Raw genomic sequence first — 23,711 nt, forward strand, 5'->3', positions numbered from 1 at the left:
TCTGAAAAGTAGTTCAACCTTTACAGACCCTTGAAAATTAAGGCTCCTGTTAACAGGTCTCTGCGACTGTGATCCCAGGAAAAGGGGTTTTCTATGCATGGGCTGATTAACAGATCAATTCAGTGTTTTACCCGCGATACCTATGGCGAACAGGTCTGGGCGCAGGTGATGGAACGGGCGGATACCGGCTATGTCGGATTCGAAGCGATGCTAAGCTATGAAGATGATGTCAGCTATCAGGTGCTCGACGCCCTCGCTTTGGTGCTGAGCCGGACGCGCCAGGAAGTGATGGAAGATATCGGGACCTATCTGGTCAGCCATGAAAAAATCGGGGCTGTTCGTCGTTTGTTGCGTTTCAGTGGTGTGACTTTCGCCGATTTTCTGCACTCCCTTGATGAATTACACGAACGCGTGCGCCTTGCTGTGCCCGAACTTATCGTGCCGCAACTGACGTTGAAGGAACATGCCAGTGGGCGTTTCAGTCTTCATTCCGCCTGGGAACATCCGGATTTTGGTTATGTTGTCATGGGGCTTTTGCGCGGCATGGCGGATGATTACGGGGCCCTTGTTTTCATGGATCATCAGGGGGTTACCAAATACGGCGAAGTGATTTCCATCGAGGTTGTGGAGGCGGATTTCGCCGAAGGCCGTTCCTTCATGCTGGGATCTGATGCGGAGGCTGCGCATGGCTGAGGAAAATGAAATGCAGTTGCAGGATATGGAGGCGCTTGATCAGCTTATGCCAATGAACCTTCACGTCAGCGAAACCGGTCATATCACGCATGCCGGGCCGACGGTTCAGAAGATATTCGGCGATGCGTCATTGGAAGGCATGCGCTTTCTTGAGGTCTTTGAGGTCCGACGTCCGGGCGGCGTGAATTCAGTCACCGCGCTGCAGAAGGCCACGGGGCGGGTGTTGCACCTGACCTTCCGCCATGACCCTGCTGGCCGGTTCAAGGCCCTGGCTGTCGGGGCGGGTGACGGTAAAGATCTGATCGTAAATATGTCTTTCGGCATCTCCGTGATCGAAGCGGTGCAAAATTACAATCTGACCAGTGCTGATTTTGAACCAACCAATCTTGCTGTTGAGATGCTGTTTCTGGTGGAAGCAAAAACCGCTGTGCTGGATGAGTTGCGACAGCTGAACGGGCGGCTGGAAGGTGCGCGCGTCGTGGCTGAGGCGCAGGCAACGACAGATATGCTGACGGGGCTTGGCAATCGACGCGGGATGGATCTGAAGTTGGCAGACCTGATGGAGCGGAACGAACGTTTTGGTCTCATGCATATTGATCTGGATTATTTCAAAGATGTGAATGACACCCTGGGCCATGCCGCCGGTGATCATGTGTTAAAGATCGTTGCCAAAATCCTGCGCGACGAAACTCGTGAAGGGGACATGGTGGCGCGCGCCGGGGGGGATGAATTTGTACTGCTTTTTCCAAGGCTGACCAATACGGAACGCCTGAACGATATCGCGCATCGTATTATTGCGAAACTGGAACAGCCCATTGAATTTGAAGGGGAAACCTGCCGAATTTCCGGGTCGGTTGGCACAACGGTTTCTGACTTCTATAAATCCCCCACGGCGGAACGGATGCTGGCGGATGCAGATGTGGCGCTTTATGCGTCCAAGCATAAAGGCCGCGCACAAGCCACGGTCTGGTCCGAACATCTGGCGGCGGCAACCCAGGCAGAAATGGCCAATGCGCCCCCGTCTCGCGAAACCCGCCACTAGTTGCTGGCATGCGAAAAATACAGCGCCCCTTGCAGCCGGGTCTGGTCGATACTAAGACTCTGTTAAGACTATAGCTCTATCGATCAAGTGACAGAAGCAGGCAGGTACTGATGAACGATCCACATGAATTCTACATGAACACCCTTGTTCCTATGGTTGTCGAACAGACATCCCGCGGCGAACGGGCCTATGATATTTTCTCACGCCTGCTGAAGGAACGGATTATTTTCCTGTCCGGCCCGGTGCATGATGGCATGTCCAGCCTGATCGTCGCGCAGCTTCTGCACCTTGAAGCAGAAAATCCGACCAAGGAAATTTCCATGTATATCAACAGCCCCGGCGGTGTTGTGACCTCCGGCCTGTCGATCTACGACACGATGCAGTACATCAAGCCAAAGGTTTCTACCCTTTGTGTTGGTCAGGCCGCGTCCATGGGGTCGCTTCTGCTGGCCGCTGGTGAAGCCGGTATGCGTTATTCCCTGCCGAATTCCCGCGTGATGGTGCATCAGCCATCCGGCGGATACCAGGGCCAGGCAACTGACATTATGATTCACGCCCAGGAAACGCAGAAACTGAAAGATCGTCTGAACGCGATTTACGTGAAACACACCGGTCAAAAGATGAAAGCGGTTGTGGATGCGCTGGAACGTGACAACTTCATGTCCGCAGAAGACGCAAAAGAATGGGGTCTGATCGACGAAATCGTGGAAAACCGCGATAAATCGGCTGATTAACCCTGACCGCAGGATCATTGGAAAGTGATGATTTTGCGATTGTAGAAGATCAAGGGGTGCCCTAAACTCATGTAAAGGGCGCTCCGGCCGGGCGAAATACGCACCGGGGCTCAAAAGGGCCGCAACGGGGCAAAAGCCTCAGAGGATGAAGATGGCGAATAATTCTGGTAACGACAGCAAGAACACTCTCTACTGCTCCTTCTGCGGCAAAAGCCAGCATGAGGTGCGCAAGCTGATCGCCGGCCCAACGGTTTTTATCTGCGATGAATGCGTGGAACTCTGCATGGATATCATCCGTGAAGAAACAAAATCTGCCGGTCTGAAATCATCTGAAGGCGTGCCGACCCCGCTGGAAATCTGTCAGGTTCTGGATGATTATGTCATCGGTCAGGCCCATGCGAAACGCGTGCTGTCTGTTGCGGTGCATAACCATTACAAACGTCTGAATCACGCCAGCAAAAACGGCAGCGATATTGAGTTGGCCAAATCCAATATCATGCTGATTGGTCCGACCGGTTGTGGTAAAACTCTTCTGGCACAAACACTTGCACGCATTCTGGATGTGCCGTTCACCATGGCGGATGCCACCTCTCTGACCGAGGCCGGTTACGTTGGTGAAGATGTTGAGAACATCATTCTGAAACTGTTGCAGGCGTCTGAATACAACGTGGAACGTGCGCAGCGCGGCATCGTTTACATCGACGAAGTTGATAAAATTACCCGCAAGTCCGACAACCCGTCCATCACCCGTGACGTATCTGGTGAGGGCGTGCAGCAGGCGCTGTTGAAAATCATGGAAGGCACTGTGGCCTCTGTTCCGCCGCAAGGTGGCCGGAAGCACCCGCAGCAGGAATTCCTGCAGGTCGACACCACAAATATCCTGTTTATCTGCGGCGGCGCATTTGCCGGGCTTGATAAGATTATCGGGCAACGTGGCAAAGGGTCTGCCATGGGCTTTGGCGCGGATGTACGTGAAGAAAACGAAAAATCTGTAGGCGAGCATTTCAAAGATCTCGAACCGGAAGATCTGCTGAAATTCGGTCTGATTCCGGAATTCGTTGGCCGTCTGCCAGTGATTGCGACGCTTGAGGATCTGGATGAAGACGCGCTTGTCACCATCCTGACCAAGCCGAAGAACGCGCTTGTGAAGCAATATCAGCGTCTGTTTGAGATCGAAGAAACAGAATTGAAGTTCACCGACGAAGCCCTGGTTGCAATTGCCCGCCTGGCGATTACCCGCAAAACCGGTGCCCGTGGCCTGCGTTCCATCATGGAAAACATCCTGTTGGATACCATGTTTGAGTTGCCAGGGCTGGAAAGCGTTGCAGAGGTCGTTGTGAACGAAGAGGCCGTCAATTCCGAGGCGGCACCGCTTTTGGTGCATGGCGACGCCAAACAGGAAGAACCGGCCAGCGCCGGTTGATCAACCAGATACCAGGCCCCGCGCACGAAAGTGACGCGGGGCTTTTCTTATGTCGCAGGGGCGAATCATGACAACAGATGTGACGCATATCACTTCGGGTTCCACATTTGAGGCTGCCGTCAGCTATTCCCGCGCCGTTGTGACGGATGGCTGGGTGTTTGTGTCGGGCACAACCGGTATGGATTACGGCACCATGACCCTGCCGGATGATGTGCAAAGCCAGTGTCGCAACACGCTGAACAATATTGATCAGGCGTTGAAGGCGGCGGGCAGCAGCCTGGATCATGTGGTGCGGGTGCGTTATATCCTGCCGGATGGTGCGGATTTTGAACCTTGCTGGCCTCTGTTGCGTGCAGCATTTGCAAAGGCAAAACCGGCGGCCACCATGTATGTCGCCGGGCTGATTGATCCGAAAATGAAGATCGAAATCGAAGTCACCGCACGGTTGCCATAATATCGCCGACCCTGCGTGAAATCGCAAAGTGACTGGACCCTGGCAGGCAGATGGTCCATATGAAAGAGAACCAAACCCGGAGGGCATTATGCGCTTTATTCTTTCGCTTCTTACATGGTGGCGTGGTCAGACTGTCGGCTTTCAGCTGTTTACCTGGCGCAATGGCGTGAAGGTTGGCGAAGATGAGCTGGGCAATGTCTATTACCGCACCCGGGATGATAAGCGCCGCTGGGTCATGTATGCCGGTGAACCCGAAGCATCCCGGGTGTCCCCTGACTGGCACGGCTGGCTGCATCACACCTGGGATGAGCCGCCGACAGACAAGCCGCTGGAACATAAGCCCTGGGAAAAAGAACATCAGGAAAACCTGACCGGTACCGCACTGGCCTATGCGCCTGCGGGCTCTTTGCGTCAGGCAAAGCCAGCGGATCGTCGCGATTACGAAGCCTGGTCACCTGAATAAACCGTCACCTGAATAATTATCAGTAAATCTGTAGGGTTCAGCAATGTCTGAGAATAAATCCGAAGTTCTGGCCGGCGGTATCGTGCTGGCCGCCGCTGTTGGCTTCCTTTTCTATATGGGGCAGGTCGCAGGCCTTTCCGCCGCTTCTGGCAGTGATTACGCACTGACCGCCAGTTTCCGTTCTGCGGAGGGCATCAGTGTGGGGACCGACGTGCGCCTTGCTGGCGTGAAAGTCGGCACAGTCACCGGCATGGAACTGAACCCGCAGAACTATCGCGCAGATGTTCAGATCGCGGTGCAGGACGGTATTGAGCTGTCAGAAGACACATCCATCCTGATTTCGTCTGAAGGCCTACTGGGTGGGAACTTTGTTGAACTGATCCCAGGCGGCTCGCCCTTCAATCTGGAAGCAGGCGGCGAGATCGAAGATACGCAAGGCTCTGTCAGTCTGATTTCCCTCTTGGTGAAATTCGTGGCCGGGGACGGCGGCGAATGAAAAACCTTATCCCTGCGCTTTTTTTTGCTCTGACGGCCTCTTTCGCTTCCGCACAGGAAGCGTCACTGGGCGCGGGAGGCGTGCTGCGCGGGCTGGATAAGGTCAATGGCAACCTCAGCGATATTGAACTGAACAATGGCGCAACAGCGGAATTCGGACGTCTGAATGTGACTCTGGAAGAATGCCGCTTTCCCACAGGCAACCCGTCTGGCGATGCCTGGGCTTATCTGAATATCACTGATTCGCGCGATGACACACAGTTGTTTGCGGGCTGGATGGTGGCGTCTTCCCCCGCGCTGAATGCGCTGGATCACCCGCGTTACGACGTCTGGGTGCTGCGTTGCAGCACGGAACCTGTGTCCGGCGCATCTGAATAAGCCAGAAAATCTGCATCTGTATCCAGGGCTGCCTGTAGTTGCCGGTGGTATTGCGCGCGCGGGATCTCAACCGCACCAAGGCTTGCCAGGTGGTCGGTGATGAATTGGGTATCAAGCAGGGTAAATCCGCAGCGCGTCAGATGTGCCGTCAGATAGGTTAGCGCGACCTTTGATGCATTCACCTGGCGCGAAAACATGCTTTCCCCGAAAAACGCCCCGCCAAGGGAAACACCATAGGCCCCGCCGATCAGTACGCCATCTGCGATGACCTCGATAGAATGGGCGAACCCGGCTTCATGCAGCTCACAGTAAAGCCTGCGGATCGTGTCGTTGATCCAGGTGTCATCCCGGTCAGCGCAACCTTCCAGCACACCTTCAAAATCGCCATTCAGCGTCACATCAAACCCGCCGCGACGGATATGTTTGCGCAGGCTTTTTGAGATGTGGAAATCGTCCAGCGGCAGCACACCCCGCATGCGCGGATCGACCCAGAAAAGTTCCGGATCATCGCGGCTTTCGGACATGGGGAAGACGCCATTTGCATAGGCATTCAGCAATAGATGCGCTGTGATGTCCTCGGACATGTGTGGCCCGCTCCTTATGCGGGGCGGGCCGGGAAGGCCTTAGCCCATATTGGTTTCAAGCCATTTTTCAAGCCAGTGGATGTTGTAATCCCCGGTCAGAACATCGTCTTCTTCCAGCAGTGCGTGGAAAAGCGGCACAGTGGTGTCGACACCATCGATGATCAGCTCGCCCAGGGCGCGTTTCAGACGTGCCAGCGCTTCCGGACGATCACGACCATGCACAATCAGCTTGCCGATCAGGCTGTCGTAATAAGGTGGGATGGAATAACCGGTATAAAGGGCTGAATCCATACGCACACCCAGGCCACCAGGCGCGTGGAATGCTGTCACTTTGCCCGGGCAGGGCGAGAAGTTCGGCAGCTTTTCCGCGTTGATCCGGACCTCGATAGAATGGCCATCAAGCACCAGATCATCCTGGCCAAAGGTCATCGGTTCACCCGCAGCAACCAGCAGCTGTTCACGCACCAGATCCTGGCCGTAAATGCATTCAGTTACAGGATGTTCCACCTGAAGACGGGTGTTCATTTCGATGAAATAGAACTCGCCGTTTTCATACAGGAATTCGATGGTGCCCGCGCCGATATAGTTGATACCTGCAACAGCTTTGGCACAGGTCTCACCGATCTGCTTGCGCAGTTCCGGGGTGATGTTGGGGCCCGGGGCTTCTTCGAACACTTTCTGGTGACGACGCTGCAGGGAACAATCGCGTTCACCAAGGTGTACCGCATTGCCTTTGCCGTCGCCAAAGACCTGAACCTCAATATGGCTTGGGGTTGTCAGGTATTTTTCGATGTAAACTTCGTCGTTGCCGAAAACAGATTTGCCTTCAGACCGTGCGGTGCGGAAAGCAACCTCAAGATCATCAGCCGTTTTCGCAAGCTTCATACCACGGCCACCGCCGCCGGCAGTTGCCTTGATGATCACAGGGTAACCCATGTCATCCGCGATCTTTTTGGCTGTTTCGTAATCAGGCACACCACCGTCAGACCCAGGCACACAAGGCACGCCAAGCTTCTTCATGGTGTCTTTCGCGGTGATCTTATCGCCCATCATACGGATGTGTTCCGCTGTCGGGCCGATAAAACCGATGTCATGGTCTTCCAGCGCCTGCACAAAGCCAGCGTTTTCAGACAGGAAACCATAGCCCGGATGCACAGCTTCGGCACCGGTGACTTCGCAGGCTGCGATGATGGAAGAAACAGACAGATAGCTGTCTGTGCCCGGGGGCGGGCCGATACAGATGGCTTCATCCGCCATCCGTACGTGCATGGCATCCGCATCAGCGGTGGAATGAACAGCCACAGTGGCAACGCCCATTTCACGCGCGGCGCGGATCACACGCAGGGCAATCTCACCCCGGTTTGCGATCAGGATTTTTTTGAACATACCTGACCCGCCTTACTCGATGACCATCAGTGGCGCGCCATATTCCACAGGATCGGAATCTGCGACAAGAATGCGCTTCACGGTGCCGGATTTCGGTGCCGGGATGTGGTTCATGGTTTTCATAGCTTCAACGATCAGAACAGTGTCGCCTTCAGCAACTGTCTGGCCGACGGTCACGAAAGGTGCAGCACCAGGTTCAGCCGCCAGATAAGCGGTGCCTACCATTGGGGATGTCACAGCGCCAGGCAGGTTTGCCGGATCAGCTTCTTCCGCAGCAGCTGCGGCGGCGGCAGGTGCTGCAGCCGGGGCAGCCGCAAGGGGGGCCGCAACGGCAGCAGGTGCGGCGATCTGTGTAACGATCTGTTGTGCGCCACGGCTGATCCGGACGTTCAGGTGATCGTGGTCGCTGTATTCGCGCTTAACCTGCAGTTCGTTCAGGTCGTTTTCTTCCAGAAGCTCCGCCAGAGCGCGGATGAATTCAACGTCAGAACTATGTTTATCTTTTGTCATGGGTGTCCCCGGTTTCCTCTTTCGCCCGCATTTTTACTGTCGCAGGCTTTCAATTCTCTGCCGCTTATACGCTACAACAGCCCGGCTGCAAACCCTGCTTTCCCATAGGTCAGCGGGGGAATTTCGCCTGTTTTTCCTCAACTATCTATAAATATGGGCATTCCGTGTAATTGCTGCGCTGCGGCGGAATATGTAAATTTTACCAATTGATAAAAAATTGAACCTGTGTCACGATTTTTGTCAGAGGAGAACTGTAAATCCAGCGGGGAGGCCACGATGCCAAACAGCCAGATGACTCCGGGCATAGCCCCGGCGCGCCTTGAAGACGGCGCATATGAGGACAACTTCAGCGACCTTCATCCGGGCTATGCCCCGCATGAAGCTTTGGTGGCGGCGGACAGATGTTATTTCTGCCATGACGCGCCTTGCACCACGGCCTGTCCGACAGATATCGACATCCCGATGTTCATTCGCCAGATCCAGGCGGGCATGCCGGATGAGGCAGCGAAAACCATTCTCAGCCAGAATATCCTGGGCGGCATGTGTGCGCGGGTCTGCCCAACCGAAACCCTTTGCGAAGAGGTCTGCGTCCGGGAAACCGCCGAAGGCAAGCCCGTGGAAATTGGTCGTTTGCAACGCTTTGCGACCGACAGCCTGATGTCCCACGCGGATCAGCCTTTTACCCGCGCTGAAAGCACCGGCAAAAAAATCGCCGTGATTGGCGCCGGACCTGCGGGCCTGTCTTGTGCGCATCGTCTGGCGTCACATGGTCACGACGTTGATATGTTTGATGGTCGCGCCAAAGCGGGTGGCCTGAATGAATTTGGTATTGCCGCTTATAAATCCACCAATGATTTCGCCGCGCGTGAGGTCGAATGGCTGATGTCTATCGGCGGGATTTCCCTGACATATGGCAAACGTCTGGGTGAAAACCTGGATCTGGCCACCTTGCAAAGTGACTATGACGCCGTGTTCCTGTCTATCGGTCTGGCCGGGGTGAATGCTCTGCGTGCGGATGGCGAAGACAAAGACGGCGTGCGTGACGCGGTCGATTTTATCTCTGATCTGCGCCAGGCGGATGATCTGGCAAAACTGCCCGTTGGGCGCAATGTGGTGGTCATCGGTGGCGGCATGACAGCGGTGGATGCCGCCGTGCAGTCCAAACTGCTCGGCGCAGAAAACGTCACAATTTCCTATCGTCGTACCCGCGATAAAATGGGGGCCTCTGGTTTTGAACAGGATCTCGCCGCCGTACATGGCGTGCGCATTCTGGAAAACACCCAGCCCAAACGCGTGCTGGGGAACGGAAAATGCGAAGGCATTGAATTGGAATACACCACGGATGATGGATCCGGCCTGAAAGGCACCGGCGAAATCGTGACCCTGCCAGCGGATCAGATCTTCAAGGCCATTGGTCAGACACTGGGTGAAACACCTGAGGGGGTGAAACTGGAAGGGCGCAAGATCGCTGTGACTGACAGCGGCGCGACCAGCCTTAGCGGTGTCTGGGCTGGCGGTGATTGTGCATCCGGTGGCGACGATCTAACCGTGACAGCGGTGGCCGAGGGCCGGGATGCTGCGGAAGATATCAACAAAAGCCTGATGGGCTGAGGGAGGAAAACGATATGGCTGATCTGAGATCAAATTTTGTCGGCATTAAATCCACCAACCCGTTCTGGCTGGCCTCGGCCCCGCCGACGGATAAGGAATACAACGTGCGCCGCGCCTTTGAAGCGGGCTGGGGTGGTGTTGTCTGGAAAACTCTGGGCTCCGAAGGCCCGCCCGTGGTCAACGTCAACGGTCCGCGTTACGGCGCGATCTTTGGTGCAGACCGGCGCTTGCTGGGCCTGAACAACATCGAGCTGATCACAGATCGGCCCCTGCAGCAGAACCTGCGCGAAATCAAAGCGGTCAAGAATGACTACCCGGATCGCGCGGTTGTGGTGTCCCTGATGGTGCCCTGCGAAGAAGAGGCCTGGAAAGCGATCCTGCCCGTGGTGGAAGAAACCGGTGCGGACGGGATCGAGCTGAACTTTGGCTGCCCCCACGGCATGGCGGAACGTGGCATGGGCGCGGCTGTTGGCCAGGTGCCGGAATACATCGAAATGGTGACCCGCTGGTGCAAACAAAACACCCGCATGCCGGTGATCGTAAAGCTGACGCCAAACATCACCAACATCATTCACCCGGCCGAAGCCGCAATGCGGGGCGGGGCAGATGCGGTTAGTTTGATCAACACGATCAATTCAATCACCTCTGTGAATTTGGATGCGATGTGCCCCGAACCGATGATTGACGGCAAAGGCACGCATGGCGGTTATTGCGGCCCGGCGGTGAAGCCAATCGCGATGAATATGGTGGCGGAAATTGCGCGACACGCAGAAACCGCAAACCTGCCGATCTCGGCAATCGGTGGCGTAACCACCTGGCGTGACGCGGCGGAATTCATGGCGCTGGGCGCAGGCAACGTGCAGGTGTGTACCGCCGTGATGACCTATGGTTTCCGGATCATTGAAGAAATGACCGCAGGCCTGTCCGCCTGGATGGATGAAAAGGGCTATTACAGCACCGATGAATTCTCAGGCAAAGCTGTGCCAAACGTCACCGACTGGCAGTATCTTAACCTGAACCATGTCACCAAAGCGCGGATTGATCAGGATGCCTGTATTTCCTGCGGTCGTTGTTATGCGGCCTGCGAAGATACCTCGCATCAGGCGATAACCATGTCAGAGGACCGTGTGTTTGATGTGGATGACAGCGAATGCGTGGCCTGTAATCTTTGCGTGAACGTCTGTCCGGTGGAAGGCTGTATCACCATGGAAACACTGGAGCCTGGCATGATGGATGAACGCACCAACACGCCGGTCAGCCCAGATTACGGCAACTGGACGCAACACCCCAACAATCCGTCTGCAACGGCAGCGGAATAGTGAAGCATCCCGGAGTTTTTCAAAAACTCCGGGTCATTTTCTTTCAAAGAAAATGGGCCCTAAACGGAGAGCATCCGGGTAAACAAAGTTTCCAGATGTTCTTCGGCACGGGGATAAACCCGTTCTTCACTTGGCATAATCGCGCGGACCTGGACCTCAAAATCAGCGTAATGCTGGGTCAGCGACCAGATCGAAAACAGCAGGTGTTGCGGATCAAGCGGGGCAATCCGACCCGTATTAATCCAGCCTTGTATTATCGCGGATTTCTCCGCAACCAGATCGCGCAGTTCTCCCTCAATCGCGGGAAGAATGCGTGGCGCGCCCTGGATGATTTCATTGGCAAACAACCGGCTTTCGCGGGGGAAATCACGGCTCATTTGTAGTTTGCGGCGCACGTAAGACAGGATCTCTTCTTTAGGGTCGCCATCCGCATTCAGGGCCCGCATCGGATCCAGCCAGCTGTCCATCAGGCCCGACAGCAGTTCCGCATGGATCGCGTCTTTGGAAGGGAAGTAATACAGAAGATTCGGCTTTGACAGACCCGCAGCTTTCGCGATCTGATCAATGGTTGAACCGCGATAGCCAAACTGCGAAAACACATCCAGAGCGGCCTCAAGTATCTGTTTACGCTTTTCGCGCTGTATCCGGGTTTTGCCGTTTTTATCCGCTGATTTTGTCACTGTAAGCCTGTTATTCACTGATAAATTTATGCCTGTCGGCGGCTCTTAATGCAAGGTGGTGGAAAAATACACCGTCTGGGCGCGCTTTTTATTGACTGATCACAGCGCCGTGATAGCTTGATCCTGACCATTTGGTCAAAATGGGGTCTGAAACATAAGCATTGCTCAGCCCCCGTTCTGGCCACTGTCCACATAGCAAGCGGGGGAGGAGAAACCATGCCAGCAGACGCAATCGCACCCGGTGTGAACCTGAAAATCAACGGGGACCGCCTGTGGGAAACCCTTATGGAAATGGCGAAGATCGGGCCGGGCGTGGCGGGTGGCAACAACCGCCAGACCCTGACCGATGAAGACGCCGAGGGCCGCACGCTGTTTCAAAAATGGTGCGAAGATGCGGGCTGCACCATGGGTGTCGACACCATGGGAAATATGTTTGCGCAGCGCGCTGGCACCGATCCGGATGCGTTGCCGGTCTATGTGGGCAGCCACCTGGACACACAGCCAACGGGCGGTAAATACGACGGTATTCTCGGGGTGCTTGGCGGGTTGGAACTGATCCGCACCCTGAACGATCTTGGCATCAAGACAAAACATCCCATCGTTGCCACCAACTGGACCAATGAGGAAGGCACACGTTTTGCGCCTGCCATGCTGGCCTCTGGCGTGTTTACCGGTCGTCATACGGAAGACTGGGCCTATGACATTGAGGATGCCGAAGGTAAAAAATTCGGGGATGAGCTGAAACGCATTGGCTGGCGCGGCGACGAACCTGTGGGTGAACGTAAAATGCATGCGTTTTTTGAGCTGCACATTGAACAAGGCCCAATTCTTGAGGCCGAGAAGAAAGACATCGGCGTTGTCACCCATGGTCAGGGCTTGCGCTGGATCGAATGTACGGTCACGGGCAAGGATAGCCATACCGGCTCAACCCCCATGCATATGCGCAAAAATGCTGGGCGTGGATTGGCACTTGTGACGGAACTTGTGCATGAAATCGCGATGAAAAACCAACCGGGTGCGGTGGGGGCGATCGGACATATTGATGTCTATCCGAATTCCCGCAATGTGATCCCGGGTAAGGTGGTCTTCACCGTTGATATGCGCACGCATCTTTTAGATAAGCTTGAGGGTATGGTGGATGAATTCAACGCCCGCGCGCCGGGCCTTTGCGAGGGGATCGGCGTTGATTTCAAATGTGAAATCGTCGGCCAATTCAACCCGCCTGCCTTTGATGAAAAATGCGTGGGTGCTGTACGTGATGCGGCGCAACGTCTGGGCTATTCCCACATGGATATTATTTCCGGTGCGGGCCATGATGCCTGCTGGATCAATGATGTTGCCCCCACCGCGATGATCATGTGTCCCTGTGTGGACGGGTTGTCCCATAATGAGGCTGAAGAGATCAGCAAAGAGTGGGCCACAGCCGGTGCGGATGTGCTGCTGCATGCGGTGGTGGAAACGGCGGGGATCGTTGGGTGACAGCAAAGAGTGTGGTCATAGAATTAGACGGGAAGAAACTCGTTGGAAGCGACGGTTTTCACGATACGTTTGCGAACGTGATGGGTTTTCCCGACTTTTATGGGCGGAATATGGACGCCTGGATTGATTGCATGACGTCTGTCGACGAACCCAATGCTGGAATGACGAAAATTCACGTGGCGCGTGGTAACGTTCTGACGATCAAAATCAGAAATTATAAATACTTCAAGAAAGCTGGCCCGAAGCAATGGCTCGATCTTTTGGAATGTAGTGCATTTGTGAATTACAGATGCACTGAACCGGGATTGAACCCGCTTATTGCGCTCGCTTTCTACGATTAGGGAGGAGAAACAAAGTGACCACGAAAGTAATCAAGGGCGGCACGGTTTGCACGGCGGATCGCACTTATAAAGCCGATGTTCTGATCGAAGGCGAAATCATCAAGCAGATCGGTGAGGATCTGAAGGGCGATGAATATATTGATGCGGAAGGGGCCTATGTGATCCCCGGCGGGATTGATCCGCATACGCATCTGGAAATGCCTTTCATGGGGACGACTGCGGCGGAAACCTTCGAATCTGGCACTTGGGCCGCGGCCTGTGGTGGTACGACGATGGTTGTTGATTTCTGCCTGCCTGGCGAAGATGGCTCCATCAAGAACGCGATCAATGAATGGCACCGTAAATCTGCGCCGCAGATCTGTTCCGACGTCGGCTATCACATGGCGATCACCGGCTGGAATGAAAACGTCTTTAACGAGATGAAAGACGCGGTCGATATGGGCGTCAATTCCTTCAAACACTTCATGGCTTACAAGGGTGCCTTAATGATCGAGGACGATGAAATGTTCGCCTCTTTCAAGCGTTGTCGCGAGCTTGGCGCGTTACCAATGGTGCATGCGGAAAACGGTGATCTTGTCGCAGAAATGCAGCAGAAATTTATGGCCGAAGGCATCACTGGCCCGGAAGGCCACGCTTATTCCCGCCCGCCTGAATTTGAAGGCGAAGCCGCCAACCGCGCGATCACCATTGCCGATGCCGCCGGCGTGCCTTTGTATATCGTGCACGTTAGTTGTGAGCAGGCCCATGAAGCCATCCGCCGTGCGCGCCAAAAAGGTATGCGCGTTTATGGCGAACCTTTGATTCAGTTTCTGACGCTGGACGAAAGCGAGTATTTCAAAGGCGATTGGATGCATTCCGCCCGCCGCGTCATGTCGCCGCCCTTCCGCAATAAGGAACATCAGGACAGTCTCTGGGCCGGTCTGCAAAGCGGGTCTTTGCAGGTTGTTGCAACCGATCACGCGGCCTTCACCAGCGAACAAAAACTGATGGGCAAGGACAACTTTTGCCTGATCCCGAACGGGTCAAACGGGCTGGAAGAACGTCTTGCCGTGCTCTGGACCGAAGGGGTGGAAACCGGCCGTCTGACGCCGAATGAATTTGTTGCAGCGACCTCAACCAATGTGGCGAAGATCCTGAACATCTATCCGAAAAAGGGTGCGATTGTTGAAGGGGCGGATGCCGATATCGTCGTCTGGGATCCGAAGATTTCTAAAACCATTTCACAGGCGAACCATCATTCTGTGCTGGATTACAACGTGTTTGAGGGCTTCAACGTCAAAGCCCAGGCCCGTTACACCCTGTCGCGTGGCGATGTGATCTGGGCCTGGGGGCAGAACAGCCAGCCCCAGCCAGGCCGTGGCCGATTCGTGCCGCGCCCGGCGTTCCCAAGCGCGAACGTTGCGCTGAGCAAATGGAAAGAACTGACCGCGCCGAAGCAAATTCAGCGCGATCCCATGAACATTCCGGCGGGCATCTGAGGAGAGATCCCCCCGGTCTGAATACCAATCAACTGTCCGCCGGGAGGAAACGGGCGGGCAGTTGCAATAAGAAGGACAGAAAATAAATCAGGCCGCAAAGGCCGCATCTCGGGAGGAGAAACATGAGTGACAGTTATGAAGTGGAAGAGGGGATCCACTATGCCAGCCTGAGCGGGCTGGACAGTGACCTTTATAATGAAGACCAGTTGCCAACGACGCGCGAACAGCGCAATTGGGACTGGGTGTCCATCGCCGCACTTTGGGTGGGGATGGTTGTTTGTATTCCGACCTATCTGCTGGCGTCTTATCTGATTGGCGCAGGCATGAGCTGGGATCAGGCAGTGATGACCATCCTGCTGGCCAATCTCATCGTGCTTATTCCTATGGTGCTTGTCGGCCATGCGGGCACGAAATACGGTATCCCGTTTCCGGTTCTTTTGCGGTCAAGCTTTGGCCCTGTTGGCGCGAAAATTCCGGCGGTGGCGCGGGGCATTGTGGCCTGTGGCTGGTTCGGCATTCAGACCTGGGTTGGTGGTTCTGCGATCTATGTGATCATCAACAAGCTGACCGGTGGTGCGATTGATGGTGACATTATTGGCTTCCTTGGTATCAATCTCGGGCAGTTTATCTGCTTCCTCGCCTTCTGGGCGCTGCATTTGTATTTCATCAAAAACGGCACAGAATCCATCCGCTGGCTGGAAACCTATGCGGCACCTTTCCTGCTGGCCATGGGCTTTGCCCTTCTGGCCTGGGCCTGGGTCAGCGCCGGTGGTTTTGGCGAAATGCTGTCGACCCCAAGTGCGTTTGATCCCGGTGGTGAAAAAGAAGGCCAGTTCTGGGGCGTCTTCTGGCCAAGCCTGACGGGCATGGTTGGTTTTTGGGCGACACTTGCCCTGAACATCCCGGATTTCACCCGTCATGCGGCATCGCAAAAGGATCAGATCAAAGGCCAGGCGATTGGTCTGCCGATCCCAATGGCGCTGTTTGCGTTCATTGCCTCTGCGGTGACATCTGCGACCGTGGTGATCTTTGGCGAACCAATCTGGGATCCGATTGCCCTGACCGAAAAGATGGGCGGTTTCGCCGTGATCATCGCGCTGTTTGCGCTGATCGTTGCAACCCTGACAACCAACCTTGCGGCCAATGTTGTGGCGCCTGCGCATGGGTTCTCAAACCTGGCACCGGGCAAAATCAACCTGCGTAAAGGTGGTTATATCACCGCGGCGATTGGTCTGGTGATGTTCCCATGGATCCTTGTGAACCACATCATCGGCTGGCTGATTGCCTATTCCGCGCTGCTGGGTCCGATCGCAGGCATCATGCTGGCGGATTACTATATCCACCGCAAGCAAGAGCTGAACGTCGGCGATCTGTTCCGTCGTTCCGGTATCTATGGTGACGGTATCAACTGGGCCGGAATGGGCGCGCTGATCATCGGTATTCTGCCGAACCTTCCGGGCTTCCTGGGTTCTGTTGGGCTGGCGGATCCGGCGACAGGTATCTTTGCGACGATCTACACCTATGCCTGGTTCGTGGGTCTGTTTGTTGCAGGTGCGGCGTATCTTGTGCTGGCGAAAGCCTTGGGCAAGTAAACCGGTCTTTATAAACCTTATGAAACGCGGTGCTCTTGGGTGCCGCGTTTTACGTTGCGGCGCAGGGGTTGCGGGGCTGGTCGCGCGGGGACATGATCGCAGCGGGGAAGAGGAGGAGGCAACATCATGAACCTTGCACATTGGCTGGAGCGCACGGCGCGTGAACACCCGCAAAGCCCGGCCCTGTTTCTGGGGCAGGATCTGATTGCGGATTACGGGGCGTTTTATGCCCGGGCGGCTGGTCTGGCCCACAGTCTGCGGGATATGGGCGTAGCGCCGGGTGATCGTGTCGCGACTTTTGTGAAGAACTGCCCGCAATATCTGGTGGTGAAGTACGCCGCCTGGATTGCCGGTGCTGCGATTGTGCCTATCAACAATAAACTGCACGCACGCGAAGCGGCCTGGATCCTGGAAAATGCCGGGGCGAAGCTGTGCTGTGTGACATCTGATCTGCTACAGGCGCTGGGCGAGGTCACGGATGTGGCTCTGGTGGATGTGACCTCAGATCGGTTCACCGGGTTTTGTTCCGCTGATCCCCTGCCCATCACCCCGCGCGGGGCGAATGACCTTGCCTGGCTGTTCTACACCTCCGGCACCACGGGCCAGCCCAAAGGGGTGATGATGACCCACGGCATGCTGACGGCCATGTCGCTGGCCTACACGAATGATGTGGATGAGGTCCGTGCGGAAGACGCGGTGATCTACGGCGCGCCCATGTCACACGGGGCCGGGATTTACTCCATGCTGCATATTCGCGCCGGTGCCCGCCATGTTTGCCCACTGTCCGGTGGATTTGATGCAGGCGAAACCCTGGACCTGGCGGCGCATTTCGGATCGGTCCAGATGTTCATGGCCCCGACCATGGTGCGCTATCTGCTGGATGCAGCAAAGGCCTGCGGTCGCAAAGGTGAAGGCCTGCGTACAATCGTTTACGCCGGTGGCCCGATGTATAACGCCGATATTATTGAAGCGGTGGATCACTTCGGCCCGGTCTTTGTGCAGATCTATGGTCAGGGTGAATGTCCGATGGGGATCACGGCTTTGTCGCGTTGTGAAGTGGCGGATCGCAGCCATTCCCGCTGGCGGGAACGGCTGGGATCTGTGGGACGCGCCCAGAGTATTGTGGATGTCATGATTGGTGACACCGCTGGCAGGCCCCTGCCAGCGGGTCAGACAGGCGAGATCATGGTGCAGGGCCTGCCGGTGATGCCCGGGTATTGGCGCAACCATGCTGCGACGGAAAAGACCCTGGTGAACGGCTGGCTGATGACCGGGGATATGGGGGCGCTGGATGAAGATGGCTATCTGACCCTTAAGGATCGTAGCAAGGATATGATTATTTCCGGCGGCTCAAACATCTATCCGCGTGAGGTTGAGGAATGCCTGCTGACCCATCCCTCTGTGCATGAGGTGTCTGTCGTTGGCCGCGTGAGCGCGGAATGGGGCGAGGAGGTGGTGGCTTTTGTGGTTGTCGCGCCTGGCGTAAGGTCTGATGTGACGGTGCTGGAGGCTCACTGTCTTAACAACATTGCCCGTTTCAAACGTCCCAAAGATTACCTCTTTGTGCCGGAACTGCCGAAGAACAATTATGGTAAAGTCCTGAAAACAGAACTACGCGCGCGGTTGTGACCCGTTTTCTTTGAAAGAAAACGTCCCGGAAACTTCAGAAATTTCCGGCGGGCAGGGCCTCATACCAGTCCAGGATATAATCCGGCCATGCACGCGTGATGCTGTGCCCGCCGTCATATGTTGCAAAGCCGATATACAGCCCTTCCCGGCAACTTTGCCAGTTGGTCGCCTGAAACGACCCTGCACTGGTCTTGATGGCCCCGACGCATCCGGCACGTTGCGCCAGGGTTGAAGTTGCCTCTTCTGTGGAAACAAATCCCTGATATCCGTTCTGGCGTGGCAGCCCCTCAAAAGGCACAACCGGGTCACTTAAGCCATGGGTATGCATCAGGTGGTAATCCGGCACATCTGTCTGGCAATTGCCCGGGTACCTGACAATCGGCGTGCCTGAGGCCGGGGCGAAAGCCGTCAGGCGGGGATCGATATCCGCGCAGGCCAGATACCATGAGAAAATCCCGCCATTCGAATGCCCTGCGATCAATATGCGGGCGTCATCCAATGGAAAGCGATCCGTCACATCATTGAGCAGAGCCTGTATGAACGCATAGTCGTTATTGTTTCCGTTCGTACCATCATGTCGCCAGCCGGTTCTCATACCGCCATCGCCATATCTGACCAGCCCCGCAGTGGGGGCCACAAAAGCATAGCCGCGTTCAATGAAGGGGCGCACCAGATGTTCCCGCGTGATGATGTCTTTGCCAGTCAGGGCAGAGCCGTGAAAAAACACGACCACGGGAAAGGGGCCATCGCCTGTAGGGATCAACGCGTTGTAGTTGCGATCCATCAGGGGGCAGGCCTGGCCGGGGGCACCGCAGGTGGTTTCCTGCACAAGATCCGCAAGCTCCGGGAAGATATAGCTTCTGAATATCCCAAGCCACGCGGCTGTCAGAAGGACAAGCAGGGTCGCAAGGCGCAGCGGGGTGATCATGGAAAATGCTCATGTGAAATTTCTTATGGTTGAATGGTTACCCTTCAATTCGCCTGAAAACCATAAGAAAACGCCCCGGGGGTTTTACAATCTCCGGGGCGTTTGTGTGTTGGTATGCGGATCAGGCGCGTTCGGTCGCCTTAATGCGGAAGAAGATCACATAAAGCACGGGCACAACGATCAGCGTCAGCAGCGTTGCAAAGCTCAGGCCAAAGATCAGAACCACCGCCATGGACTTAAAGAACGCATCCCCAAGCAGCGGCAAAACCCCCAGCACCGTGGTCAGTGACCCCATCATCACCGGGCGCACCCGGCTGGCGGCACTGTCGACTACCGCATCAAAACGCGGCATGCCTTCGCCAATCTCAAGATCCATCTGATCGACCAGCACAATCGCGTTTTTGATCAGCAGGCCGGACAGGGACAACACGCCCAGGATCGCCATGAATTCCATCGGCACGCCCATCACAAGCAGGCCAATGACAACCCCGATGATCGACAGAGGCATGGTCAGGAAGATCAGCACTGGCTGACGGATCGCGTTGAACAGCAGAACCACAGTCAGAACCATCGCGACAAAACCCACGGGGATGGTTGAGGCAAGGTCTTCATTTGCCTCGGCGCTGTCACCAAATTCACCACTCCATTTCATGGAATATCCGGCGGGCAGTTCGATCGCTTCGATATCCGCCTGCAAGGCCTTCTGCAGATCGCCCGCCAGCACACCGGAGGCGGGGTCACTTTGCGCGGTGATCACCGGCACGCGGTTCACGCGGATTTCCATCGCATCGCGCCAGATCGTGCGATAGCCATCCACAAGCTGATCCAGCGGCACAGTGGCCCCCGTGACCTGGCTTGCGATCTGGATGGAACCCATGCTGTCGATCCCCCGGCGTTCCCGTTCCGGGGCACGTTGAATAATCGGGATCAGCGTGTCACCATCCCGGAAGGTGCCCATGGTGCGACCGGAAAAGCTGATATTGATCGCATTGGCAATGTCTTCGCGGGTGATGCCAAGGCGACGGGCACGGACTTCATTGATCACGGGTTCAATCACAGGCACCGGATTGTACCAGTCGGTTTTCACCGAAATCGCATCCGGGTTGGCGGCCATGATTGCGGTCGCTTCGGCGGCCAGTTCATGCAGAACCTTTGGGTCGGGTCCATGGAATTCGGCTTCGATCTTGGATCCGCCACCTGGCCCAAGCTGGAAGCGCCAGACTTTTGCCTGGCTGTCCGGCATATTCTGATCAAGCCAGGTCTGGATTTCCGGGATCAGGTGATCAATCGCTTCATATTCAGACACTTTGATCAACAGCTGCCCATAGGCCGCATTGGCGCTTTCCGGCGCATAAACCAGCATGAAACGCAATGTGCCCGATCCAACCAGAGCATGCACATCGCTGACGTTTTCAAGTCCGCCGACGAAGTCTTCGATCACCTGAATATCTGCGTCCGTCTGCTGAATATCCGCGCCTTCCGGCAGGCGGTAATCAACCACAATCTGCGGGCTGGTTGAGGCCGGGAAAAAGCCCGGGATCACATAGGCAAAGCCCATGACCGCCAGAACAAAGGCCCCGACAGCGCCGGCAAGAACCAGGTATTTCAGGCGCAGAACGACAACCATAAAGGCTTTGTATCCACGCATGAAGACGCCCTCGGGCTTCACTTCAACCTCGCCTTTGCTTTCCTTAAACAGGATATCAGCAAAGAGGGGCACAGCGGTGATCGCAAAGATCCAGCTGAAAGACAGCGAGATAAAGATCACCCAGAACAGATCGCCGGTGAATTCCGCAGTTGCCCCGGGCGCAAAGCCAATGGGCGCAAAGGCGATGATGCCGACAATCGTGCCACCCAGCAGGGGCCATTTGGTTTTCGCGACAATATCAATCGCAACGTCCAGTTTCTTCTTCCCGGCTTTCACACCAATCAGAATGCCCTCAGTCACAACAATCGCGTTATCCACCAGCATCCCCAGCGCAATGATCAACGCACCAAGGGAAATCCGGTGCATCGGCACGCCCCAGAGATACATCACCGTCAGGGTGGCCGCGATGGTCAGGACCAGCACGCCACCGATGACAACCGCCGGGCCAATGCCCATGAAGATGCCAAGGGTCACCAGAACAATCGCCAGCGCCATGGCCACGTTGACGGCGAAATCTTTCACGGAAAGATCCACGATCCCGGCCTGGTCGTAATAGGTTTCAAGCTCCAGACCAATCGGGCGTTCACTTTCCATTTCGGCCAGTCGTGCGTTCACAAGACCGCCCACGCGCACGATGTTTTCACCGGAAACGGCAGATACACCAATCCCAAGCGCAGGCAGGCCGTTATAACGCATCAGCTGCTGGGGCGGGTCCTGATAGCCGCGGGTCACGCTGGCCATATCGCGCAGGCGCAGCACACGGCCATCATTGCCAACAGACACAATCGTATTTTCCAGTGCAGTGATGGTTTCGGTTGTGGGGGGCAGCTGAATGGTCAGGCGGCGGCCATCAAGGCTGGCCTCACCGGCAGCAGCAACCGAAGAATGTTTGCTGAGCTGGTTAAAAATCTGATCCACAGAGGTACCGGCTGCCGCGATCTGTTCCTGGCTGAATTCGATATAGATCGCTTCGTTCAAAGCGCCCTGGATCGACACTTTGCCAACACCATCGACAGTCAGCAGTGCGCGGCGCAGGTTCTTGGCGTATTCATGCATCTCGCGCGGGGAAAACCCGTCGCTGGTCAGCACATAATACAGCCCGTACACATCCGCGAAATCGTCATTTACGATGGGATCACTTGCGCCGGGGGGCAGTTGACGCGCGGCATCGCGGGCGCGGTTGCGGATCTTGGTATAGATCAGTTGCAGGGAATCTTTATTGGGTGAGAAATCGAACTTAATGTCGATCGACAGACGTGACAGGCCATCTGTGGAAACAGACCGGACTTCTTCGACTTCCTGCATCTGCTGGAATTCACTTTCCAGCACTTCAGACACTTCATTCGCCACTTCTTCCGGGGTTGCACCTGGGTATTGGGTGAAAACCTCAACCGTGCGAATGGTGAATTCCGGGTCTTCAAACCGTGGCATTTTTTCATAGGCAATCCAGCCACCCAAAAGGCTGCCCAGGATCACAATGGCGGCGATCAGGCGGTTCCTGATCGAAAATTCAGCGATGCTCATGGATCAATCCTCATACCGGCGGATCTGCTGACCCTCGTGCAGGTAAGAGGCACCCGCACCAACAATCGTGTCACCGGCTTCCAGACCCTCAACAACCGGCAGGCTGGCACCAATGGCTTCGGCCACTGTGATATCGCGGCGGGAAACGGTCATTGTGTCCGTATCAACGATCCAGACAAATGTCTGGCCCGCGGCGGATTGCACGGCAGCCAGTGGCACCTGCACATTGAAATTGCTGGCTGCATTCCCGGTATACAGCAGATCGGCCTGCACTTCGCCGGTCATGCCCGGCAGCACCAGGAAATCGGACGGCGCATCAAAAGAGAAACGCACTTCAAAGGTCTGGCTGGCCGGGTCCGCCTGCGGGTCAATGGATTTGAACACGGCGGTGATCGGGTTCAGAGGTGCAATATCCAGGATGATTTCTGTACGCTGCACGTCAATCTGATCCGGGTTCTGCAACGCGCGGGCAGGCAGGTGGGCGATGGCTTCAAATGTGTCATTGCTTTGCAGGGTGGCCACTGCAGTTTGCGGCGAAACGGTCTGAAACTGGCTGACATTCAGCGATGAAATCACACCTGAAAACGGTGCACTCAGCGTGGCGTCATCCAGTTGTTTCTGCGCCGCCTGCAAGGACAGTTCTGCAATATCGCGCTGCACCTTGCGCTGGTCATAGGTGCTTTGCGCAATCGCCTGTTGCGGCAGCAGGCTTTCGGCGCGGGTGAATTCCAGTTCAGCATTCTCAAACTGTGTCTGTGCCTGGGCAACATTGTTCAGAAGAACCGTGCGATCCACCTGGGCAATCAGATCCCCTTCCGCCACCGGTTGACCTTCGATCACCGGCAGTTCGGTCAGAACCCCGCCAACCTGAAGGGTCAGTGTCGCTTCCTTTGCAGGTTCAATCACCGCAGGCAGGTTGATGTGCGTCAGTGGATCAATTTCAGCGATTTCGATCAGACGCGCGGGACGGATCTTTGCTTCAGCCTCCTGCGCAGAAAGGGGCAGGGGAAGTGCCAGTGTCAGGGCAATTGCCCCGGCTGAAAGCATCGAGGTGCTGCGGGAGAGTGCAGAATTCATAAGCTGTCCTTTGCGAAAACAAGACCAGGGGTGCGCTCATAGCGTAGCAATCCACCTTGAGTGGTGCAACTTCGCGCGTTTGTCCAGTCTCTGCGCCTGAAAAAGTGAACTGTCAAGTTCAGTTAGGTGCAGGGGTGAAAAACCGGTTGTGCAGTTTTGAAAGGGTAAATGGGGCGTTCTGCGTATATGCATGGAATGTGCATAAGATGTGCATGGAGTGTGCATGGGGAAAATACGCCTGAA

22 protein-coding genes are annotated in these 23,711 nt (G+C 55.7%); 15 read left to right on the forward strand and 7 right to left on the reverse strand.

The features are described 5' to 3' along the window. Nucleotides 1-93 precede the first annotated feature (93 nt). The 8 genes from H1D41_RS05680 to H1D41_RS05715 all read left to right on the forward strand — a co-directional run bounded on the left by H1D41_RS05680 (nucleotide 94) and on the right by H1D41_RS05715 (nucleotide 5,682). Complete coding sequence (locus H1D41_RS05680; protein WP_228847979.1) at nucleotides 94-693, forward strand: heme NO-binding domain-containing protein; 600 nt, start codon at nucleotides 94-96, stop codon at nucleotides 691-693. Next, nucleotides 686-1,735 carry a GGDEF domain-containing protein gene (locus H1D41_RS18395; RefSeq protein ID WP_324250262.1) on the forward strand — a complete coding sequence of 350 codons (1,050 nt, stop codon included), beginning with the start codon at nucleotides 686-688 and terminating at the stop codon, nucleotides 1,733-1,735. Before H1D41_RS05680 ends, H1D41_RS18395 begins: the two co-directional genes overlap by 8 nt. Nucleotides 1,736-1,845: 110 nt before the next feature. Continuing rightward, entirely contained in the window at nucleotides 1,846-2,469 is a 624-nt protein-coding gene (locus H1D41_RS05690; protein WP_107497143.1) for an ATP-dependent Clp protease proteolytic subunit, read from the forward strand. A gap of 151 nt (nucleotides 2,470-2,620) precedes the next feature. Next, nucleotides 2,621-3,892: an ATP-dependent Clp protease ATP-binding subunit ClpX gene (clpX, locus tag H1D41_RS05695; protein ID WP_228847980.1), complete on the forward strand. Its 1,272-nt coding sequence runs from the start codon at nucleotides 2,621-2,623 to the stop codon at nucleotides 3,890-3,892. A 67-nt stretch (nucleotides 3,893-3,959) separates the two neighbouring features. After that, on the forward strand, nucleotides 3,960-4,346 hold the full coding sequence (locus tag H1D41_RS05700) for a RidA family protein (RefSeq protein ID WP_228847981.1): 387 nt from the start codon (nucleotides 3,960-3,962) through the stop codon (nucleotides 4,344-4,346). Nucleotides 4,347-4,434: 88 nt separating this feature from the next. Further along, on the forward strand, nucleotides 4,435-4,809 hold the full coding sequence (locus H1D41_RS05705) for an NADH:ubiquinone oxidoreductase subunit NDUFA12 (RefSeq protein ID WP_228847982.1): 375 nt from the start codon (nucleotides 4,435-4,437) through the stop codon (nucleotides 4,807-4,809). Between the two features lie 43 nt (nucleotides 4,810-4,852). After that, on the forward strand, nucleotides 4,853-5,305 hold the full coding sequence (gene mlaD / locus H1D41_RS05710; RefSeq protein ID WP_107497140.1) for an outer membrane lipid asymmetry maintenance protein MlaD: 453 nt from the start codon (nucleotides 4,853-4,855) through the stop codon (nucleotides 5,303-5,305). Further along, entirely contained in the window at nucleotides 5,302-5,682 is a 381-nt protein-coding gene (locus H1D41_RS05715) for a DUF2155 domain-containing protein (RefSeq protein WP_228847983.1), read from the forward strand. The genes mlaD and H1D41_RS05715 overlap by 4 nt, the downstream gene beginning before the upstream one ends. On the opposite strand, the gene aat is transcribed toward H1D41_RS05715, so the two are convergent. The 3 genes from aat to accB are packed head-to-tail and all read right to left on the reverse strand — an operon-like array spanning nucleotide 5,625 to nucleotide 8,162. Next, a complete protein-coding gene (gene aat, locus H1D41_RS05720; RefSeq protein WP_228847984.1) occupies nucleotides 5,625-6,266 on the reverse strand; it encodes a leucyl/phenylalanyl-tRNA--protein transferase in 642 nt (213 codons plus the stop codon). The genes H1D41_RS05715 and aat overlap by 58 nt on opposite strands. Nucleotides 6,267-6,305: 39 nt before the next feature. Further along, nucleotides 6,306-7,652 (reverse strand): acetyl-CoA carboxylase biotin carboxylase subunit, encoded by a 1,347-nt coding sequence (gene accC, locus H1D41_RS05725; RefSeq protein ID WP_228847985.1) that lies wholly within the window; start codon nucleotides 7,650-7,652, stop codon nucleotides 6,306-6,308. 12 nt (nucleotides 7,653-7,664) lie between these two features. Further along, complete coding sequence (accB, locus tag H1D41_RS05730; RefSeq protein WP_228847986.1) at nucleotides 7,665-8,162, reverse strand: acetyl-CoA carboxylase biotin carboxyl carrier protein; 498 nt, start codon at nucleotides 8,160-8,162, stop codon at nucleotides 7,665-7,667. A gap of 276 nt (nucleotides 8,163-8,438) precedes the next feature. On the opposite strand from accB, the gene H1D41_RS05735 reads away from it, so the two are divergent. Next, on the forward strand, nucleotides 8,439-9,773 hold the full coding sequence (locus H1D41_RS05735; protein WP_394355386.1) for an NAD(P)-dependent oxidoreductase: 1,335 nt from the start codon (nucleotides 8,439-8,441) through the stop codon (nucleotides 9,771-9,773). Between the two features lie 14 nt (nucleotides 9,774-9,787). Further along, on the forward strand, nucleotides 9,788-11,092 hold the full coding sequence (preA, locus tag H1D41_RS05740; protein ID WP_228847987.1) for an NAD-dependent dihydropyrimidine dehydrogenase subunit PreA: 1,305 nt from the start codon (nucleotides 9,788-9,790) through the stop codon (nucleotides 11,090-11,092). A gap of 59 nt (nucleotides 11,093-11,151) precedes the next feature. Here the strand turns inward: preA and H1D41_RS05745 are convergent, their stop codons facing one another. Continuing rightward, nucleotides 11,152-11,772, reverse strand: a complete 621-nt coding sequence (locus H1D41_RS05745; protein ID WP_228847988.1) for a TetR family transcriptional regulator C-terminal domain-containing protein — start codon at nucleotides 11,770-11,772, stop codon at nucleotides 11,152-11,154. Between the two features lie 216 nt (nucleotides 11,773-11,988). Between H1D41_RS05745 and H1D41_RS05750 the strand changes: the two genes are divergently transcribed. From H1D41_RS05750 to H1D41_RS05770, 5 genes are all read left to right on the forward strand, one after another. Continuing rightward, complete coding sequence (locus H1D41_RS05750) at nucleotides 11,989-13,251, forward strand: Zn-dependent hydrolase (RefSeq protein ID WP_228847989.1); 1,263 nt, start codon at nucleotides 11,989-11,991, stop codon at nucleotides 13,249-13,251. Further along, complete coding sequence (locus H1D41_RS05755; RefSeq protein WP_228847990.1) at nucleotides 13,248-13,592, forward strand: barstar family protein; 345 nt, start codon at nucleotides 13,248-13,250, stop codon at nucleotides 13,590-13,592. The genes H1D41_RS05750 and H1D41_RS05755 overlap by 4 nt, the downstream gene beginning before the upstream one ends. A 14-nt stretch (nucleotides 13,593-13,606) precedes the next feature. Further along, on the forward strand, nucleotides 13,607-15,070 hold the full coding sequence (gene hydA, locus H1D41_RS05760; RefSeq protein ID WP_228847991.1) for a dihydropyrimidinase: 1,464 nt from the start codon (nucleotides 13,607-13,609) through the stop codon (nucleotides 15,068-15,070). Nucleotides 15,071-15,192: 122 nt separating this feature from the next. After that, nucleotides 15,193-16,662: an NCS1 family nucleobase:cation symporter-1 gene (locus tag H1D41_RS05765; RefSeq protein WP_228847992.1), complete on the forward strand. Its 1,470-nt coding sequence runs from the start codon at nucleotides 15,193-15,195 to the stop codon at nucleotides 16,660-16,662. Nucleotides 16,663-16,788: 126 nt separating this feature from the next. Continuing rightward, the gene (locus H1D41_RS05770; RefSeq protein WP_228847993.1) at nucleotides 16,789-18,291 is read left to right on the forward strand and encodes a class I adenylate-forming enzyme family protein; all 1,503 of its coding nucleotides are present in this window, start codon (nucleotides 16,789-16,791) and stop codon (nucleotides 18,289-18,291) included. Nucleotides 18,292-18,325: 34 nt separating this feature from the next. On the opposite strand, the gene H1D41_RS05775 is transcribed toward H1D41_RS05770, so the two are convergent. From H1D41_RS05775 to H1D41_RS05785, 3 genes are all read right to left on the reverse strand, one after another. Further along, nucleotides 18,326-19,219: an alpha/beta hydrolase family esterase gene (locus H1D41_RS05775; RefSeq protein ID WP_228847994.1), complete on the reverse strand. Its 894-nt coding sequence runs from the start codon at nucleotides 19,217-19,219 to the stop codon at nucleotides 18,326-18,328. 121 nt (nucleotides 19,220-19,340) lie between these two features. Further along, complete coding sequence (locus H1D41_RS05780; protein ID WP_228847995.1) at nucleotides 19,341-22,391, reverse strand: efflux RND transporter permease subunit; 3,051 nt, start codon at nucleotides 22,389-22,391, stop codon at nucleotides 19,341-19,343. 3 nt (nucleotides 22,392-22,394) lie between these two features. Then, complete coding sequence (locus H1D41_RS05785) at nucleotides 22,395-23,468, reverse strand: efflux RND transporter periplasmic adaptor subunit (protein WP_228847996.1); 1,074 nt, start codon at nucleotides 23,466-23,468, stop codon at nucleotides 22,395-22,397. Nucleotides 23,469-23,711 lie beyond the last annotated feature (243 nt).

The sequence above is a fragment of the Halocynthiibacter styelae genome, from assembly GCF_016123485.1.
Classification (GTDB): Bacteria; Pseudomonadota; Alphaproteobacteria; order Rhodobacterales; family Rhodobacteraceae; genus Halocynthiibacter; species Halocynthiibacter styelae.

Excerpts from the sequence above, each read along its gene's own strand:
- H1D41_RS05680 (WP_228847979.1), top strand. The coding sequence starts at position 94 with ATGCATGGGCTGATTAACAGATCAATTCAGTGTTTTACCCGCGATACC.
- H1D41_RS18395 (WP_324250262.1), top strand. The coding sequence starts at position 686 with ATGGCTGAGGAAAATGAAATGCAGTTGCAGGATATGGAGGCGCTTGAT.
- H1D41_RS05690 (WP_107497143.1), top strand. The coding sequence starts at position 1,846 with ATGAACGATCCACATGAATTCTACATGAACACCCTTGTTCCTATGGTT.
- clpX (WP_228847980.1), top strand. The coding sequence starts at position 2,621 with ATGGCGAATAATTCTGGTAACGACAGCAAGAACACTCTCTACTGCTCC.
- H1D41_RS05700 (WP_228847981.1), top strand. The coding sequence starts at position 3,960 with ATGACAACAGATGTGACGCATATCACTTCGGGTTCCACATTTGAGGCT.
- H1D41_RS05705 (WP_228847982.1), top strand. The coding sequence starts at position 4,435 with ATGCGCTTTATTCTTTCGCTTCTTACATGGTGGCGTGGTCAGACTGTC.
- mlaD (WP_107497140.1), top strand. The coding sequence starts at position 4,853 with ATGTCTGAGAATAAATCCGAAGTTCTGGCCGGCGGTATCGTGCTGGCC.
- H1D41_RS05715 (WP_228847983.1), top strand. The coding sequence starts at position 5,302 with ATGAAAAACCTTATCCCTGCGCTTTTTTTTGCTCTGACGGCCTCTTTC.
- aat (WP_228847984.1), bottom strand. The coding sequence starts at position 6,266 with ATGTCCGAGGACATCACAGCGCATCTATTGCTGAATGCCTATGCAAAT.
- accC (WP_228847985.1), bottom strand. The coding sequence starts at position 7,652 with ATGTTCAAAAAAATCCTGATCGCAAACCGGGGTGAGATTGCCCTGCGT.
- accB (WP_228847986.1), bottom strand. The coding sequence starts at position 8,162 with ATGACAAAAGATAAACATAGTTCTGACGTTGAATTCATCCGCGCTCTG.
- H1D41_RS05735 (WP_394355386.1), top strand. The coding sequence starts at position 8,439 with ATGCCAAACAGCCAGATGACTCCGGGCATAGCCCCGGCGCGCCTTGAA.
- preA (WP_228847987.1), top strand. The coding sequence starts at position 9,788 with ATGGCTGATCTGAGATCAAATTTTGTCGGCATTAAATCCACCAACCCG.
- H1D41_RS05750 (WP_228847989.1), top strand. The coding sequence starts at position 11,989 with ATGCCAGCAGACGCAATCGCACCCGGTGTGAACCTGAAAATCAACGGG.
- H1D41_RS05765 (WP_228847992.1), top strand. The coding sequence starts at position 15,193 with ATGAGTGACAGTTATGAAGTGGAAGAGGGGATCCACTATGCCAGCCTG.
- H1D41_RS05770 (WP_228847993.1), top strand. The coding sequence starts at position 16,789 with ATGAACCTTGCACATTGGCTGGAGCGCACGGCGCGTGAACACCCGCAA.
- H1D41_RS05775 (WP_228847994.1), bottom strand. The coding sequence starts at position 19,219 with ATGATCACCCCGCTGCGCCTTGCGACCCTGCTTGTCCTTCTGACAGCC.
- H1D41_RS05780 (WP_228847995.1), bottom strand. The coding sequence starts at position 22,391 with ATGAGCATCGCTGAATTTTCGATCAGGAACCGCCTGATCGCCGCCATT.
- H1D41_RS05785 (WP_228847996.1), bottom strand. The coding sequence starts at position 23,468 with ATGAATTCTGCACTCTCCCGCAGCACCTCGATGCTTTCAGCCGGGGCA.